Origin of the sequence: Marinobacterium arenosum (genome assembly GCF_019795155.1) — a bacterium.
In the GTDB taxonomy this organism is placed as follows: Bacteria; Pseudomonadota; Gammaproteobacteria; order Pseudomonadales; family Balneatricaceae; genus Marinobacterium_C; species Marinobacterium_C arenosum.
Map to the genome: position 1 here is coordinate 1 of NZ_JAILYN010000038.1, position 16,042 is coordinate 16,042.

Sequence of the window (16,042 nt, forward strand, 5' to 3'; positions counted from 1 at the left end):
AGGCACTGCTCGATCAACTCCGGGGAGAGCACTTCAGACAACGAAGCGAATTGGTCGGGAGAAACGCGAGAGATGGCATCCACTGCCTGACTGAAATGCATAAAAAAATCCGGAACCCTTAACGTGGATTCCGGATTTTCTCTTGCCTGATCAGCAAGTTAAAGAGCTTAACTGATCGGCATTAGGGCTGTGCCCCGGTTTTTAGTTGCTAGTTGTTTCAGGCGCCGAACTTGGCTTTGGCCTCCAGGCGGCGGCGGTGCAGCACCGGCTCGGTATAGCCGTTCGGCTGGGCGCAGCCTTCGAATACCAGCTCGCAGGCGGCCTGGAAGGCAACGCTGGCGTCGAAATCGGCAGCCATCGGCCGGTATGCCGGGTCGCCTTCGTTCTGGCGGTCGACCACGGCGGCCATCCGCTGCAGGGTTTCCAGTACTTGCTCGTTGCTGCAGATGCCGTGGTGCAGCCAGTTGGCGATGTGCTGGCTGGAGATCCGCAGGGTGGCACGGTCCTCCATCAGGCCGACATCGTTGATGTCCGGCACCTTGGAGCAGCCGACGCCCTGGTCGATCCAGCGCACCACGTAGCCGAGGATACCCTGGGCGTTGTTGTCCAGCTCCTGCTGGATCTCTTCGGCCGACCAATTGGGGTTCTCCGCCACCGGAATGGTCAGGATGTCGTCCAGCGATGCACGACCACGGCTGCGCAGCTCCTGCTGGCGGGCGAATACGTCGACCTGATGGTAGTGCAGCGCATGCAGTACAGCAGCGGTCGGTGAGGGCACCCAGGCGGTGTTGGCGCCGGCCTGGGGGTGGCCGATCTTGGCCTGCAGCATGTTGGCCATCTGGTCCGGAATCGGCCACATCCCTTTGCCGATCTGGGCGCGACCGCTGAGGCCGCACTCCAGGCCGATATCAACGTTCCAGTTCTCGTAGGCGTTGATCCAGGCGGCCTGCTTCATATCGCCCTTACGGATCATCGGGCCGGCTTCCATCGAGGTGTGGATCTCGTCGCCGGTCCGGTCGAGGAAGCCGGTGTTGATAAACACCACCCGCTCCTTGGCGGCACGGATACACTCCTTCAGGTTCACCGTGGTGCGGCGCTCCTCGTCCATGATCCCCATTTTCAGCGTAAAGCGCGCCAGGCCCAGGGCGTCTTCAACCCGGCCGAACAGTTCGTTGGCGAAGGCGACCTCTTCCGGGCCGTGCATCTTCGGCTTCACAATATAGATAGAGCCGGTGGTGGTGTTGCTGAACGGGCTGTTGCCCTTCAGGTCGTGGACCGAGATCAGCGTGGTAACCAGGGCGTCCATGATCCCTTCCGGCACTTCGTTACCGTCCCGGTCCAGGATCGCGCCGTTGGTCATCAGGTGACCGACGTTGCGCACGAACATCAGGCTACGGCCTTTCAGCGACAGGCTGGAGCCATCCAGTGCGCTGTACTCGCGGTCGGCGTTGATTCGACGGGTGAAGGTCTGGCCGCCTTTGCTGACCTCTTCGGTCAGGTCGCCCTTCATCAGGCCGAGCCAGTTACGGTAGACCAGCACCTTGTCGTCGGCATCGACCGCGGCCACCGAGTCCTCGCAGTCCATGATGGTGGTCAGCGCCGCTTCCAGCAGCAGGTCGCTGATGCCGGCGGCATCGCTCTGGCCGATCTGGCTGGTGCGGTCGATCTGGATCTCGATATGCAGGCCGTTGTGCTTCAACAGCACCGCCGACGGGTTGCCGGCTTCGCCCCGATAGCCGATCAGCTGACTGGCGTCGGCCAGGCTGGTTTCACTGCCGTCGCGCAGCACCACCTGCAGCTTGCCATCCTTGATGCTGTAGCCGGCGGAGTCCTTGTGAGAACCGTCCGCCAACGCCGCGGCCTGGTCGAGGAATTCACGGGCAAATTCGATCACCTTGGCACCGCGGGCCGGGTTGTAGCCGGCACCTTTTTCCGCGCCGCCGGTTTCGGCGATCGCATCGGTGCCGTACAGCGCGTCATACAGGCTGCCCCAGCGCGCGTTGGCGGCATTCAGCGCGAAACGGGAGTTCATCACCGGCACCACCAACTGCGGGCCGGCCATGGTGGCCATTTCGGGATCGACATTATTGGTGCTGGCGGTGAACGGGTCGCCTTCCGGCAGCAGGTAACCGATCTGCTGCAGGAAATCTTTATAGCTGGCGAAATCGAACGGTTGGCCGTTGCGCTCCTTATGCCAGGCGTCGATCTGGGCCTGCAGCTGGTCGCGCTTGCTCAGCAGCTCGCGGTTGCGCGGTGCCAGGTCGTGAACGATGGCGTCGAACGCGGACCAGTACTGGTCGCTGCTGACACCGGTACCCGGCAGCGCTTCGTTGTTGATGAAATCGTAGAGAACCTGTGCAACCTGCAGGTCGCCGGTCTGTACCCTTTGGCTCATAGTGATATGCCTCTGTTATAAATGCCCGGCTTCCGGCGTGAGGCAACCGGAAGCTGATTATTTTTAGCGTATCCGCGGACGGATTTGTGCTATGCAACAGTAACCAAAATGACCGGCACTGTCGCCCTATCCGCGCCTAAAGTATGAAGCGGATCCGGTAAAGGGAGGAGGCGGGAAACAGGCTCTGGTGGGCCCGGGGAGAGCCCCCGGGCCGCCGTGAATACGACCGCTTAGACCAGCCAGCTGGCCGGGTTGCTGACCGGTTGGCCGGCGGAGGCCAGTTTCAGCCCCTTGATGGCGCGCCAGATGAACCAGATGGTGATCAGCAGGTAGGGCAGCATGCCGAGCAGCGGGATCAGCAGCAGCGGCGCGCAGACCAGCGAGTAGAGCAGCCCGATCCAGAAGGTGCGGATCTGGTACCGGAAATGGCTTTCCTCGATGCCGCCGTTGTTTTCCCGGTAGACGTAGGCCATCACCAGGCCGACCAGGCCGGTGATCCCCAGCAGTAGTGAGGCGAGGTAGAGGACGTAGATCAGTTTAACCTGACCGGTCTTGTCCTTGCTGATGTCGGTAATGTCGTTCACGTTGAATAGACTCCCTGTCGATGGTTGCTCGGTCATTCAGTATATCCAGTATCTGATCTCCCGGCGGTTACTTTTTCGTTGCCCGGTGCAGGTGCACGTCCAGCTGGCGGAAGGCGATATCGATCTTGTGGGCCTTGAAGGCACTATCGATAGCGCCGTTCAGCTCGTGAGTCACCTGTAGCCGGTCCGCCATGGCGCTGACATAGATCCGCAGCTCGAAATTCAGGGTGCTGTCACCAAAGCCGAGGAAATAAGCTTCCGGCGCCGGCTCTGGCAATACCCGCGGATTACCGGCGGCACTCTGCAGCAACAACTGGTGCGCCAGCTCGGTATCCGAGCCGTAGGCCAGGCCGACCGGGATCACCACCCGGGTGATCGCATCACTGAGTGACCAGTTGACCAGCTGGTCGGTGATAAAGGTCTTGTTCGGGATGATCACCTCCTTGCGGTCCCAGTCGACGATGGTGGTGGCGCGGATCTGGATCCGCGTTACGGTGCCGGTCAGGCCGCCGATGGTCACCGTATCGCCGATCCGCACCGGTTTCTCGAACAGGATGATCAGGCCGGAGACGAAGTTGGCGACCACCTCCTGCAAACCGAAGCCGAGACCGACGCTGAGTGCGGCAACCAGCCACTGCAGCTTCTCCCAGGCCACGCCGAGCTGGCTGAAACCGCTCAGGATGCCGACCAGGATCAGCAGGTATTTGACCAGCGAGGTGATCGCATAGCCGCTGCCCGGCGCCAGCGGCAGGTGTCGCAGGATCAGCAGTTCCAGCAGACCGGGCAGGTTGTAGGCCGCCAGCAGGCTCATCGCCAGTACCAGCGCGGCAAACAGCAGGTCCTGTAGTGAGATCGCCTCCAGCACTGTGCCTTCGGCGGTGCTGATACTGCTGGACCAGAGTTCGACGTTGTCCAGCACGTCCAGTGTCGGCAGCATGTCACCCAGTACCAGCCAGAGCAGACTGAACAGCAGCAACACCGCCGCCGCTTTCAGCAGCATCAATGCCTGGTCGGAGATGGTCTGCAGGTCCAGGTAGTTCTCCTCAAGCGGCGGCTCCTCTTCGTTCTTCTCGCGGGCAGCCAGGATTTCGGCACGGCGGGCCAGCGCACGGCTGAACGCCAGCTTGCGCTCCTCTACCAACAACCAGCGACGGCCCAGCCGATAGAGCAGGAACACGCCGAACAGCAGGGCCAGCGCGTCGAACAGCAGCCGGGTCAGCACCCCGGCGGTGAACAGGTAGCCCCACAGCGCCAGCGCGATCATCGCCAGCTGGAAAAGCGCCAGCATGCTGAGCCAGACCTTGGCCCGTTTCCACCAGGCATCGCCGCGGCTGAGCTGGTTGATAGCCGGTGCCACTCGCCACAGGTCGAGCCAGAACAGCAGCAGCAGGCCGAACAGTACGATCAGCAGCAACCGACCGATGCCGTAGCGCAGCTCACCCAGGCCGATCTGATCGATCAGCAGCAGGGCGCTTAATAGCGGTATCGCCAGCAGCACTATGCTGACGACTCGGCGGCGCAGCAGTGTGGCCAGGTTGGCCGGCACGCCGAAGTGGGCGCTGAACAGGCCATCCGGTACGCGCAGCCAGATATGCAGGGTATGGCCCAGCCACAGCAGCAGCGCGGAGGCCTGTAGCGCGTTGCGCAGGGCGTCAGCGTCGGTATAGGCCGGATTCACGCCATAACGCGACAGCGCCCACAGCAGCGCCGGCAACGGCAGAGCGATCAGCGGCGCGAAGGTCAGCAGGGCCAGGGTATGGCTGATCCTGTCGTGGCGTACATTGCCGATCTGCTGGTGCCAAAGCCGCTGGCGGGTGCGCTTGTAGCGGGCCAACTGCCAGGACAGCAGTGCCAACAGCAGGATGCCGCCGAGACAGGCAGCCAGGGGGGCGTGCCAGCGTAGCGGGGCGCTGGCCAGTGCTTCGTGGCCGTGCTGCAGCAATAGACGGAGGTTATCGGCGACGGCCGCCGGCCAGTCCAGGCCGATGGTGGCCACGCTCGGCACCCAGAGCAGGTGGCGGTTGAGCAACTCGCGGCTGCTGCGGGTTTGTTCGTTGAACTGCTGCTGGACCGCCAACAGCTGGGAGAGTTCGTTGATCTGCTGCTGGCGGGCGTCCAGTAGCCGGGTGCGCAGCGCCTGGCGGTCGCGCATCAGCTCCAGGTATTGCTGGCGTTGACTGCTGCTGAGTTCGGTACCGGGGATGATCGGCTGGCCCGCCAGGTCGGTCTGCAGCTGTGTTGCCTGCTGGCTCATCTCCAGGTTGCGCAGCCGCAGGTTGTTGATCTGGCCGAGTGTGGTGCGGGTGTCGATCGGCTGGGTCAGCCGCAGGATCAGGCGGCGAAGATCGCTGCCGATATAGCCGATATTCAACTCCAGCTGCTGCTGGATGTTACGGTAGTTGTCGCCCAGCTTGGTCAGTTGCTCGTTCAGCGTGGCGCGGCTTTGGCGCGGCCCTTCGCTGGCGACGATCGCTTCGCGTAGCTGCTGGCTGAGCAGCTGGTTCTGCTGGCGTGCTTCGCTCAGCAACGGGTGTTCATCCGATGCCGGGCCGCTTTCCAGCGCACTGATCGCCTGCTCGGCTTCCTGCCGGCGGCGCCGTTGGATGTTGTCCTCGATCTGGCCGAGCCGCTCCTGCTTGCTGTCGATCTGGCGGCGCAGCAGGCGCAGGTTCAGGTCGGCCAGCTCGCGTCGGCCCGGCAGTGCCAGCAGCTCCAGCTCCAGGGCTTGGATCTGTGCGGTGCGCTCGCTGAACAAGGCGTTATGCAGTAGCTGGACCGCTTCGCTGTCACGGCCTTTGACGGCGGATGACGGTGTGCTCGGCGTCACCGGTTGGCGTTGTTGGCGCAACTGGGCCAGCTGTTCCTGCAGACTGACCTGGCGTTGGTCGCTCTGCTGCAGCTGCTGTTCCAACAGCATCGCTTCACGCTCCAATTCCAGTAGCTCGGCCTTGCCTAGAGTCAGCTGCTGTTCCAGCACGGCCAGCTCGATAGCGCTGAAATCGGTTGGCTCAGGTTCGGCACCGGGCTCGGCCAGTTGCTGCTGCAGGCGTTGGGTTTGGTCCGGTAGTCGCTCGATCAGCTGGCGGGTTTGCAGCGCCTTGGCTTCGTACTTCTGGGCGTTTTGCAGGGCGTTGATCGCCTGCTGATAGTTGTCGCGCAGCGGCTGCAGGGACGGCTCTTCCGGGTCCAGCCGGCTGAGCTGCTCGCGGGCGGCCTTCAGCTCGTCGTCGATATCGGCCTGGACGAGCGGGGCCCACAGCAGTTGGACCAGCAGCAACAACAGTATCAGCGGGGCGAGTGGCGATAGCTTCATAGTGGCCTAAAGGTGGCAATACCTGGCTGAATCCTGCCTGAGCGGAGGGGGCGGGCTGAGACTAGTCGAGTTGGCCACGGACATGGTCCGGCAGCGGTACCGATTTGCCGGTCTGATGATCCATCCAGACGATCTTGGCATAGCCCTCGCTGACCTTCTGGCCGCCTTGGGCTTCGCTGAAGATCTCGTAGGTCGACATGAAGCTGCTGCGGCCCGGTTCACTGCCGTAGCAGTGGATCGTGACGGTATCCGGGTAGATCAGCGGGCGCAGGAAAGTGCAGCCGACGTTGATGATCACCGGTGCCAGACGGCTGCCCTCCAGCTGCACATCCATCGCTGCCAGCATCTGGCAGCGGGCTTCCTCCAGATAGCGCATATACATCGCGTTATTGACGTGGCCGTAGGCATCCATATCCCCCCAACGAAGCGGTAGCACACAGCTATGCAGCAGTTTGCGATCGGTGTTCTGAGGATGGCTCATAGCGGACTCCAGGCTTGGCGAACCGTCAACATACGGTTTTTTAGCAAAGTTGGAAAGCGTCGCCGGAGCTTTTGGCTACAGTAGTAGCATTGTTGTCGCTCGGTCAGCCGACAGGGGGTGAGCAGGTGTCTTTTAATCCGCAGTCGCTAGCCGGTCTGATACCCGAATTTGACTGTGCGCCGTGCCATCCGGCTGCGGCCCTGCAGCCGTACTGCCGGCACTATCGGCTGGATCGGTTGCAGCCGCTTGGCGAGCATCGGCTCGGGCTGCTCGACTGTCATGGCAGTCGGCTCTGCGTGCAGCTGTTTTCGCCATTGCAGCCGGCGATCGGCTGCGCCCTGGTGGTGCACGGCTATATGGAGCACACAGGCCTCTACCAACCGTTGATCGCCGCACTGCTGGGACATCGCTTCCGGGTGCTCTGTTACGACCTGCCCGGCCATGGCCTGTCCGAGGGGCCACGCTACTGGATTGACGACTTCTCCCGCTATGGCTGTCAGCTCGGTGAGCTGATCCAGCGGTTGCAGGAGCGTCTGTCCGGGCCTGGCTACCTGATCGGTTTCAGTACCGGTGCGGCGGTGGTCATCATGCAGCAGCTGCTGCTTGGCGATACCGGCCGATGGCCCCTGGCGCGGCGGATCCTGCTGGCGCCGCTGATCCGGCCCGCACAGTGGCGCTCGATTCGCACCAAGTATCACTGCTTGAAGTACCTGCTGCGGACGGTGGCGCGCTTCTACAGCGTCAACAGCCACGATGCCCGTTACCTGCATTTCGTCCGCGAGCAGGATCCCTTGCAGCACAACCGGATTCCGGTGGACTGGATCGCGGCGATGCTGGCGTGGGAGCGCCGGGTCGAGCTGGCCGGGCCGTTGCCGGGCGAGGTGCTGGTTGTGCAGGGGCTGGAGGATGGCACGGTGGACTGGCCGCATAACCTGGCGGTGTTGAGTCGGCTCTATCCGGCCTGCCGGGTCGCGCTGATTGAGGGGGCCCGCCACCAGCTGATCAACGAGAGCCCGCCGTACCAACAGCGGCTGTTCAAGATCCTGCAGGGCGCGATGCGGCCGGAGCACAACGCGCTGGCACTGCATTGAGCGGGGCCATTAAGAAACAAAAAAAGCGGCTCAGGGAGCCGCTTTTCATGTCAGTCGGGAGAGCCGTTAGAACAGGCGACGGCAGCGGATGGTGCCTTTGATCTGTTTCAGCTTCTCCAGGGCCAGTTCCGAGTAGTCGGCATCGACGTCGATTACCACGTAACCGATCTTGTCGTTGGTCTGCAGGTACTGACCGGAGATGTTGATGTCGTTCTCCGAGAACACGGTGTTGATCGCGGTCAGCACGCCCGGTACGTTCTGGTGGACGTGTAGCAGACGGTGCACGTGCGGGTGCTCCGGCAGTGCCACTTCCGGGAAGTTGACGGAGGTGATGGAGGAACCGTTGTCGCTGTACTTGGCCAGCTTCTCGGCGACTTCGTACCCGATGTTTTCCTGCGCTTCCATGGTGGAACCGCCGACGTGCGGGGTCAGGATCACGTTGTCGAACTCACGCAGCGGCGAGACGAACTCGTCGGCGTTAGTGCGCGGTTCTACCGGGAACACGTCGACCGCTGCACCCAGCAGCTTGCCGGAGGCCAGTGCCTTGCACAGTTCGTCGATCACCACCACGGTACCGCGGGCGGCGTTGATGAAGATCGAGCCATCCTTCATCTGGGCGAACTGTTCGGCGCCCATCATATCCTTGGTGGAAGCGGTTTCCGGTACGTGCAGCGAGATGATGTCGCACATCCCCAGCAGTTCCGGCAGCGAGCCGATCTGGGTCGCGTTCCCGAGCGGCAGCTTGGTGATCACGTCGTAGAAGTAGACCTCCATACCGAGCGATTCGGCCAGCACGCTCAGCTGGGAGCCGATGCTGCCGTAGCCGACGATACCCAGCTTCTTGCCGCGGATCTCGTAGGAGTTCTTGGCGGATTTCTGCCACTCGCCACGGTGTGCCTTGGCGTTTTTCTCAGCCACGCCACGCAGCAGGATGATCGCTTCGGCCAGCACCAGCTCGGCCACCGAACGGGTGTTGGAGTAAGGCGCGTTGAACACCGCCACGCCGCGCTCGGTAGCGGCCTGCAGGTTGACCTGGTTGGTGCCGATGCAGAAACAGCCTACGGCGACCAGTTTCTTGGCGGCTTCGAACACCTTTTCAGTCAGTTGCGTACGGGAGCGGATACCGATGAAGTGGGCATCCTGAATCGACTCCAGCAGCTGCTCTTCCGGCAGCGAACCGGTATGGAACTCGATATTGGTATAGCCGTGCGCGTTCAGCGTGTCGATCGCAGACTGATGCACGCCCTCCAGCAGCAAGATCTTGATCTTGCTCTTATCCAGGGAAGTCTGTTGGCTCATTTCTCGAACTCTGTTCTCTGTTTACCGGCAGCAGAGCCGCCGGTGCAATCGGCGAAAATTGGGCGCTTATGTTAGCACAGGCCAATATGAATAGGTCGCGGGTCCTAGACTAATTGGTGGAAAGTTATTCAACTTAGCGTGAATGAAGCTACCGATCGGGGGTGGCCCAGTGCTGTTCGGGGGACGGTTATTGAGTGTAGCAGGGGCAGGGCGGCAGGGGTTATGGCCGCCCAGCGGTAAACCCCGGGCGGCCTGGCTGCAAAATCAGCCGTAGAAGCAGAGGTAGGCGCTGGTCTGCTCCACCTTGAGCTGGAAGGTCTGCCCGGCGGCGACCTTGAACTCGCTGCCGGCCGGGAAGCTCTGGAACAGTTCGGAGCCCGGCAGCTTGACGATCAGCTCGCCGGAAACCACTTTCATCAGCTCGTTCTCGCTGGTGCCGAACTCGTATTCGCCCGCTTCCATCACTCCGGCGGTCACCCGGCCTTCGCTGTTCTCGAAGCCGATCGATTTGACCTGACCATTGAAATATTCGTTTACCTTCAACATCACATGTTCTCCTGATTAGTTCTCGCCGGGCGATAGAGCCGGCGCGGCAGGTTGTCTAAAATAGCGCCCTCCTGCAACGATGGATACTGCTATGACTGACATTTTGCCGCCGCTGCCAGAAGAGTTCCTCGCCAAGCTGGAGCAGTTGGTGCCCGCCGATCGCCTGGACGCGGTGCGGGCCAGCTACTGCGTGGAGAAGCCGACCAGCTTTCGGGTCAACACCCTGAAGGCCGGCATCGACGAGGTACGTGCCGAACTGGAAGCGGAGGGCTTCCAGCTGCAGCCGGTGGACTGGTTCCAGGGGGCGTTCACGCTGATGGACAACAGCCAGCGCCGGGCATTGACCGAGACGGCGGCGTTCTACGATGGCCGGATCTACATCCAGAACCTGTCCAGCATGATTGCGCCGTTGCTGCTGGCGCCGCAGCCGGAGGAGACGGTACTGGACCTGGCCGCCGCGCCGGGCGGCAAGACCCTGCTGATGGCGGCGATGATGGACAATCGCGGCACCCTGAATGCGGTGGAGGCGGTCAAGGGGCGCTACTTCAAGCTGAAGGCCAACCTGGAACAGCAGGGTGCCAGCATGGTGCGCACCTACCTGACCGACGGCCGTTCGGTGGGCAGCAAGTGCCCGGAGATGTTCGACCGGGTGCTGCTGGACGCGCCCTGTTCCTCCGAGGCCCGTTTCAGCCGGCTCGATCCGGCCAGCTGGGCCCACTGGAGTCCGCGTAAGGTCAAGGAGACCGCCCACAAGCAGAAGCGGCTGCTGCAATCGGCGTTGTACAGCCTGAAACCGGGCGGCTGCCTGATCTACTGCACCTGCGCGCTGTCGCCGGAGGAGGACGAGATGATCGTCCACGCCCAACTGCACAAGTTCGGTGATGCGATCGAGGTGGAGCCGGTCGAGCTGCCGTTCGACAACTGGCTGCCCGGTGTCACTCAGTGGGGTAAGAAGACGCTGGATCCACAGGTCGAGCGCACGGTGCGGATCCTGCCCAGCGCCGAGATGGACGGTTTCTATATCTCCAAGCTCCGCAAGCACCGATCATTCTGATTGTGCTTTGATATCTAGTTAGGTTCTTCGCAGGTTAGCGTGAAAATCTCGAACCAGTTGATTGCAGCAGTAATACCAGGCCGGGTGATTGTAAGTGGGAAGCATACGCCCTGTGGCCTGCCAATTCGGCTGTCATCTGTATTCGATCTGGGGTTGCGCCGGCTGGCGGGTCAAGGCGGCCCGCGCAGGGGCTACCGCCGGCTGGCCGCCCGCAGCTGGCCGCCCGCAGCTGGGCGCTCCCCTACAATCCCGCTTGCCTCCACTGTGCGTCTGATCCTGCGTTTATGCCCTTGAGTTTGGCTGCGCGGTCCGATCCATCGGCTGGCGCTCTTTATTAGGGCCAGGGGGGACTCGCGCGTACCTCGCTCAGACAGCTTTTTGCCTGATCGCCACTGTATCGAACCGTGCTAGGGAGCGGCCGGCCAGGTCGCTCAGAGTCGGCGTAGACAGGGGGCCAGCGGCAAGCTTATGACTGACGTAGATATGTTTCCCGCTAATCCGTGAAGAACCTTTAATCGGCCGGTGGCGGGCGCTGTTCGCGCAGGAACTCGACGAAGGCGCGGTTGGCGTGCGACAGGTAGCCCTCCCGGCGCCAGGCGATCGACAGGTCGAGCCAGACCGGCTCGGCAAACGGGATGGTGACCAGCTCGTCGTCGGGTTGAATCACCATCCCCAACAGGGTGGAGATGCCGAAGCCCTGCCGTACGATCGACTTGATCAGCGGGATCAGGTTGGTCTCGAAACCGATCCTCGGCTGGGTGCCGGCCTCCGCCGCCAGCCGGTCGACCACCTTGCGGTGGAAGTAGCCCTCCTTGAACATCACCAGCTCTTCACTGAAGAACTGCTCCAGCTCCACCTGCGCCAGCGTGGCATAGGGGTGCTGGCGGCCGACGGTGACCAGCATCTGCTCGCGCAGGAACACCTCGGCGGTCAGTTCCGGCGGCACGAATTCGGCGACGATCACCCCCAGGTCCAGCTCGCCGCGCTCCAGCATCTGCTGCAGCTGCCAGGTGCCGCCCTCGACCACTGACAGCCGCAATTGCGGATAGCGGTGGTGGAACGCCATCAGGATCGGCGGGAAGTAATAGGAGCCCAGCATGCTGGGGATGCCGACCCGCACCTCGCCCTGGCGCAACCCCTTCAGTTCGCGCATCTCCAGCTCGGCATCGTCGGCCGCCTGCAGCAAGCGCTCGGCATGGTGAAGTAAACGCTTACCTTCGTCGGTCAGGCTGATGCCGCGATCCTGGCGGTGGAACAGGGTCAGCTCCAGCTGCTGCTCCAGCTTGCGGATCGCCATGCTGACCGCCGGCTGGGCGACATGCAGCTGTTCGGCGGCGCGGGTGAAGCTCTGCTGTGCGGCCACGGCACGGAAATAACGCAGCTGTTTCAGATCCAGCATTTGATAAGCGTCCGTTATGGAATTGATCAGAATTATATATTTCTATGATTTGAGACCGATTGCTACCTTTGCCTGCATCACATCAGCGGCTGCATCAGCACCGCACAGACCGGGTAGAGGCAATCATGATCGAAGCGGGTTCGACAGCATTCAGGCGGGCGTCTCTGGCGTTCGCGTTCGGTTCGTTCATGATCTTCGCCAACGTCTACGTCACCCAGCCGTTGCTGCCGATGCTGGCAGAGGCGTTCCAGGTGTCGGCGCTGCAGGCGGGCTGGAGCTTCACCATCACCACCCTGATGCTGGGGCTGTCGCTGCTGTGCTACGGACCGTTGTCCGATGCCCTGGGGCGGCGCTGGATCATGTTGGCCAGCATGGCCGGCGCCACGCTCTGTACCCTGCTGCTGTCGCAGACCTCCGATTATCACAGCCTGTTGCTGCTGCGGGCGCTGCAGGGCGTCTGCCTCGGCGGGCTGCCGGCGATTGCCATCGCCTATATGGGCGATGAGTTCAGTAAGCGTGCGCTCACTGTTGCGGTGGGGCTCTATATCAGCGGCAATACCCTGGGCGGCATCGGTGGCCGGCTGGTGGGTGGTTTCGTCGGCGACTGGCTCGGCTGGAGCGATGCGTTCCTGGTGATGTCGCTGATCAGCCTGGTCTGCCTGGCGCTGTTCGTCTGGTTGCTGCCGCCATCCCGAAATTTCCAGCCGCAGGCGCTACGGCCCCGGTTGATGCTGCAGGACCTGATCGGCCACCTGCGTAATCCGCTGCTGCTGGCGGCCTATCTGATCGGCGGTTTCAACTTCTTCATTTTCATCAACCAGTACAGCTACGCCACCTTCCTGCTGGCCGGCGAGCCCTACCAGTTGCCGGCCAGCCTGCTGGGCATGCTGTTCCTGACCTACCTGAGCGGCACCCTCGGCTCGGCGCTGTCCGGCCGCCTGGTTGGCCACCTGCCGCCGCCGCTGGTGATGGCCGGCGGCGTGCTGATCCTGATGGCCGGCTCGCTGGTGACCCTGATCCCGGCGGTCTGGGCGATCATCCTCGGCTTCCTGATCAACGCCTTCGGTTTCTTCATCGCTCACTCCAGCGCCAGCAACTGGGTCAGCCATAACGCCCAGCGGGCCCGCGCCAGCGCCTCGTCGCTGTACCTGCTGTTCTACTACCTGGGGGCCAGCAGTGGTGGTTTCTACCTGGATCCGTTCTGGCAGTGGGCCGGCTGGCAGGGCGTGGTGATCGGCTCCTGGCTGGTGCTGAGCCTGACGCTGGGGCTGTCGCTGTGGCTCTACTTAAGCCGTCGCGATGCGGCGGTCACCGCCTGATCTGGTAGACTGCTGCCCGGCAATCACGCTGTTCACAGAGGAATCGAAGATGGAATACCAGCATCAGTTTGTCGATGGTCGCGAGTGTCCGTGGCCGCTGGGTAAGGTGGTTTGTGTCGGCCGCAACTACGCCGATCATGCCGCCGAGCTGAACAATCCGGTACCGACCGTGCCGCTGCTGTTCATCAAGCCGGCCAGCAGCGTGGTGCCGATGGCCGAGCCGTTCCGGCTGCCGCGCGACCTGGGCGAGGTGCACTTCGAGACCGAGCTGGCGGTGTTGATCGGCGACACCCTGACCGATGCCGACGAGCAGCAGGCGGCTGGGGCGATCACCGGTATCGGCCTGGGGCTGGACCTGACCCTGCGCGATCTGCAGAGCGAACTGAAGAAAGCCGGTCACCCTTGGGAGAAGGCCAAGAGCTTCGACGGCGCCTGCCCGCTGTCCGCGTTCCTGGCGCCGCAGGCGGTGGCGGATCTGCAGGACGTGCAGATCCGGCTGACCGTCAACGACGAGGTGCGTCAGGATGGCAACAGCAGCCAGATGCTGAACCCGGTACTGCCGTTGATCAGCTATATCTCGCGTTTCTTCACCCTCAATCCCGGCGATGTGGTGCTGACCGGCACCCCGGCCGGGGTCGGCCCGGTACGGCCGGGCGACCAGTTGCAGGTCGAGCTGGTGGAGCTGTTGAAGGTCGACACCTCCGCCCGTTGAGATCGGTTGCCTTGGTATCTACGGCGCCGGGCGGTACACTCGGCGCCACTGTAGGATGACTGCATCCTAAAAGGTAACAGATTCGTTCATGGAGCCGCCGATGCTTTGGGTGAAGACCTTTCATATTCTGGCCATGACCAGCTGGATGGCCGGTATTTTCTATCTGCCGCGGATCTTCGTGCACTATGTCGAGGGGCGCGAGGCGGGCCAGGATGTCTCCCGGCTGGAGATCATGGCCAACAAACTGTACGGCTTCATGAACATCATGATGCTGTTCACCCTGGCGCTGGGCCTTTGGCTCTGGCTGGGCTGGGGCTTCAGCGGCGGCTGGTTGCACGCCAAACTGGCGTTCGTGGTGTTGCTGATCGGCTATCACCACTGGTGCCTGGCCTATCTTAAGAAGTTGCGTGCCGGCACCCTGGACCGCAGCGGACGCTTCTTCCGGCTGTTCAACGAACTGCCGCTGCTGATCTTCATCCCGATCCTGATCCTGGTGGTGGTCAAACCGTTCTGAGTCTTTCTGATAGCCGGGGCCGCAAGGGCGCCGGCTAAATCATTCCCGGTCTGCCTTCCGCCTGTGGCAAGCCGTGCCCCTGTTACTCATACTTTGGTCGTGACCCGGTTTTGCGTGCCCTCATATTCCTGGGCAACTGGATACGACCATTACTCGCCGGCCACAGCAGCGGCTGCTAATCGTTTAATCAGAAACCCGTTCTGTTAATTGAACCCGGCCTTTCTCTTTACCGAATCTGGGAACAAGGTTCCGACAGCGAAAATAAACATGTCAGGTGCAGCGATGAAATTAAAAAACAGAGTGTTAACAGCGGTTTTGCTGGCTATCGGCATGATGCTGGCTGCCAGCGGCTCGGCCCTGGCCGGAACCAGCTGGAAGGTGGCGGTGGGCGACGGTGGCGGTAGCGCCCAGGAGGCGCTGGGCAAGAAGTTCGCCGAGCTGGTGTCCGAGCGGACCGACGGCAACTACCAGATGAAGCTGTTCCTGAACGGTCAGCTGGGTTCCGAGCAGGATACCGTCAACGAAGTGGCGATCGGCATCCTGGACTTCTCGATCCTGGCCAGCAACAACCTGACGCCGTTCTCGCCGTCGCTGGGGGCGCTGTCGATGCCCTACCTGATCCGCAGCGTCGACGAGGCGCGTACCCTCGTGCAGGGGCCGATCGGCGACGAACTGGTGGCCAATACCGTGCGCGATGCCGGTGCCCGTATCCTGGGCTGGACCTTCTCCGGCTTCCGGGTGCTGAGCAACTCCAAGAAGCCGATCAAGCGTCTCGAGGATCTTGAGGGGCTGGTGGTGCGGGTGCCGAAGAACGAGATCATGATCGACACCTACCAGGCCTGGGGTATCAACCCGACGCCAATGGCCTGGGCGGAAACCTTCACCGCCCTGCAGCAGGGGGTGGTCGATGGCCAGGACACCCCGTACATCACCATCTACTCGATGAAGTTCCAGGAGGTGCAGAAGTATATCGCCGACCTGCACTACCTGTTCCTGCTGGAGCCGCTGGTGATCTCCGAGGCGCTGTTCCAGCAGCAGAGTCCGGAGATGCAAAAGTTGCTGGTGGATGCCGGTAAGGAAGCGACCACTTACAGTATCGACTGGCTGCAACGGAAAGAGGCCGGTATCCGCGACGAGCTGGTCAACAAGTACGGTATGCAGATCGATACCCCGGTGGACGAGGATAAGTGGGCCGAACGGGCGATCGGCCAGGTCTGGCCGAAGCATTACGACAGCATCGGCGGCAAGGAGAAGCTGAACCGGGTCCTGCGCGCGCTGGGGCGTGAAGAGCTTTAAAGCGCCGGCTTTTAAACAGGCTCCTGTGGCCAGTCTGAC

General features: G+C 62.3%; 13 protein-coding genes. 6 read left to right on the plus strand and 7 right to left on the minus strand.

Annotated elements, in window-relative coordinates; genetic code table 11:
* Nucleotides 1-217: 217 nt before the first annotated feature.
* The 4 genes from K6T12_RS15735 to K6T12_RS15750 all read right to left on the minus strand — a co-directional run bounded on the left by K6T12_RS15735 (nucleotide 218) and on the right by K6T12_RS15750 (nucleotide 6,773).
* Entirely contained in the window at nucleotides 218-2,395 is a 2,178-nt protein-coding gene (locus K6T12_RS15735; protein ID WP_222223821.1) for a malate synthase G, read from the minus strand.
* Between the two features lie 230 nt (nucleotides 2,396-2,625).
* Nucleotides 2,626-2,979, minus strand: a complete 354-nt coding sequence (locus K6T12_RS15740; protein WP_222223822.1) for a DUF4870 family protein — start codon at nucleotides 2,977-2,979, stop codon at nucleotides 2,626-2,628.
* A 67-nt stretch (nucleotides 2,980-3,046) separates the two neighbouring features.
* Nucleotides 3,047-6,292 carry a mechanosensitive ion channel domain-containing protein gene (locus tag K6T12_RS15745; protein WP_222223823.1) on the minus strand — a complete coding sequence of 1,082 codons (3,246 nt, stop codon included), beginning with the start codon at nucleotides 6,290-6,292 and terminating at the stop codon, nucleotides 3,047-3,049.
* Between the two features lie 61 nt (nucleotides 6,293-6,353).
* On the minus strand, nucleotides 6,354-6,773 hold the full coding sequence (locus K6T12_RS15750) for an acyl-CoA thioesterase (protein WP_222223824.1): 420 nt from the start codon (nucleotides 6,771-6,773) through the stop codon (nucleotides 6,354-6,356).
* A 125-nt stretch (nucleotides 6,774-6,898) separates the two neighbouring features.
* Here K6T12_RS15750 and K6T12_RS15755 point away from each other — a divergent pair, with 125 nt between their 5' ends.
* Complete coding sequence (locus K6T12_RS15755; protein WP_222223825.1) at nucleotides 6,899-7,864, plus strand: alpha/beta hydrolase; 966 nt, start codon at nucleotides 6,899-6,901, stop codon at nucleotides 7,862-7,864.
* A 66-nt stretch (nucleotides 7,865-7,930) separates the two neighbouring features.
* Here K6T12_RS15755 and serA read toward each other — a convergent pair whose 3' ends face one another.
* Both serA and ppnP read right to left on the minus strand, forming a co-directional pair.
* Nucleotides 7,931-9,163: a phosphoglycerate dehydrogenase gene (gene serA, locus K6T12_RS15760; RefSeq protein ID WP_222223826.1), complete on the minus strand. Its 1,233-nt coding sequence runs from the start codon at nucleotides 9,161-9,163 to the stop codon at nucleotides 7,931-7,933.
* Nucleotides 9,164-9,427: 264 nt separating this feature from the next.
* Nucleotides 9,428-9,709, minus strand: coding sequence for a pyrimidine/purine nucleoside phosphorylase (ppnP, locus tag K6T12_RS15765; protein ID WP_222223827.1), 282 nt, complete (start codon nucleotides 9,707-9,709; stop codon nucleotides 9,428-9,430).
* A 91-nt stretch (nucleotides 9,710-9,800) separates the two neighbouring features.
* Between ppnP and K6T12_RS15770 the strand changes: the two genes are divergently transcribed.
* The gene (locus tag K6T12_RS15770; protein ID WP_222223828.1) at nucleotides 9,801-10,763 is read left to right on the plus strand and encodes an RsmB/NOP family class I SAM-dependent RNA methyltransferase; all 963 of its coding nucleotides are present in this window, start codon (nucleotides 9,801-9,803) and stop codon (nucleotides 10,761-10,763) included.
* A gap of 511 nt (nucleotides 10,764-11,274) precedes the next feature.
* On the opposite strand, the gene K6T12_RS15775 is transcribed toward K6T12_RS15770, so the two are convergent.
* On the minus strand, nucleotides 11,275-12,159 hold the full coding sequence (locus K6T12_RS15775; protein WP_222223854.1) for a LysR family transcriptional regulator: 885 nt from the start codon (nucleotides 12,157-12,159) through the stop codon (nucleotides 11,275-11,277).
* Between the two features lie 128 nt (nucleotides 12,160-12,287).
* Here K6T12_RS15775 and K6T12_RS15780 point away from each other — a divergent pair, with 128 nt between their 5' ends.
* From K6T12_RS15780 to K6T12_RS15795, 4 genes are all read left to right on the plus strand, one after another.
* A complete protein-coding gene (locus K6T12_RS15780; RefSeq protein ID WP_222223829.1) occupies nucleotides 12,288-13,481 on the plus strand; it encodes an MFS transporter in 1,194 nt (397 codons plus the stop codon).
* Between the two features lie 49 nt (nucleotides 13,482-13,530).
* Nucleotides 13,531-14,193 carry a fumarylacetoacetate hydrolase family protein gene (locus tag K6T12_RS15785; protein ID WP_222223830.1) on the plus strand — a complete coding sequence of 221 codons (663 nt, stop codon included), beginning with the start codon at nucleotides 13,531-13,533 and terminating at the stop codon, nucleotides 14,191-14,193.
* A 100-nt stretch (nucleotides 14,194-14,293) separates the two neighbouring features.
* On the plus strand, nucleotides 14,294-14,707 hold the full coding sequence (locus K6T12_RS15790) for a CopD family protein (protein WP_222223831.1): 414 nt from the start codon (nucleotides 14,294-14,296) through the stop codon (nucleotides 14,705-14,707).
* A 282-nt stretch (nucleotides 14,708-14,989) separates the two neighbouring features.
* Nucleotides 14,990-16,003 (plus strand): TRAP transporter substrate-binding protein, encoded by a 1,014-nt coding sequence (locus K6T12_RS15795; protein WP_255611806.1) that lies wholly within the window; start codon nucleotides 14,990-14,992, stop codon nucleotides 16,001-16,003.
* Nucleotides 16,004-16,042 lie beyond the last annotated feature (39 nt).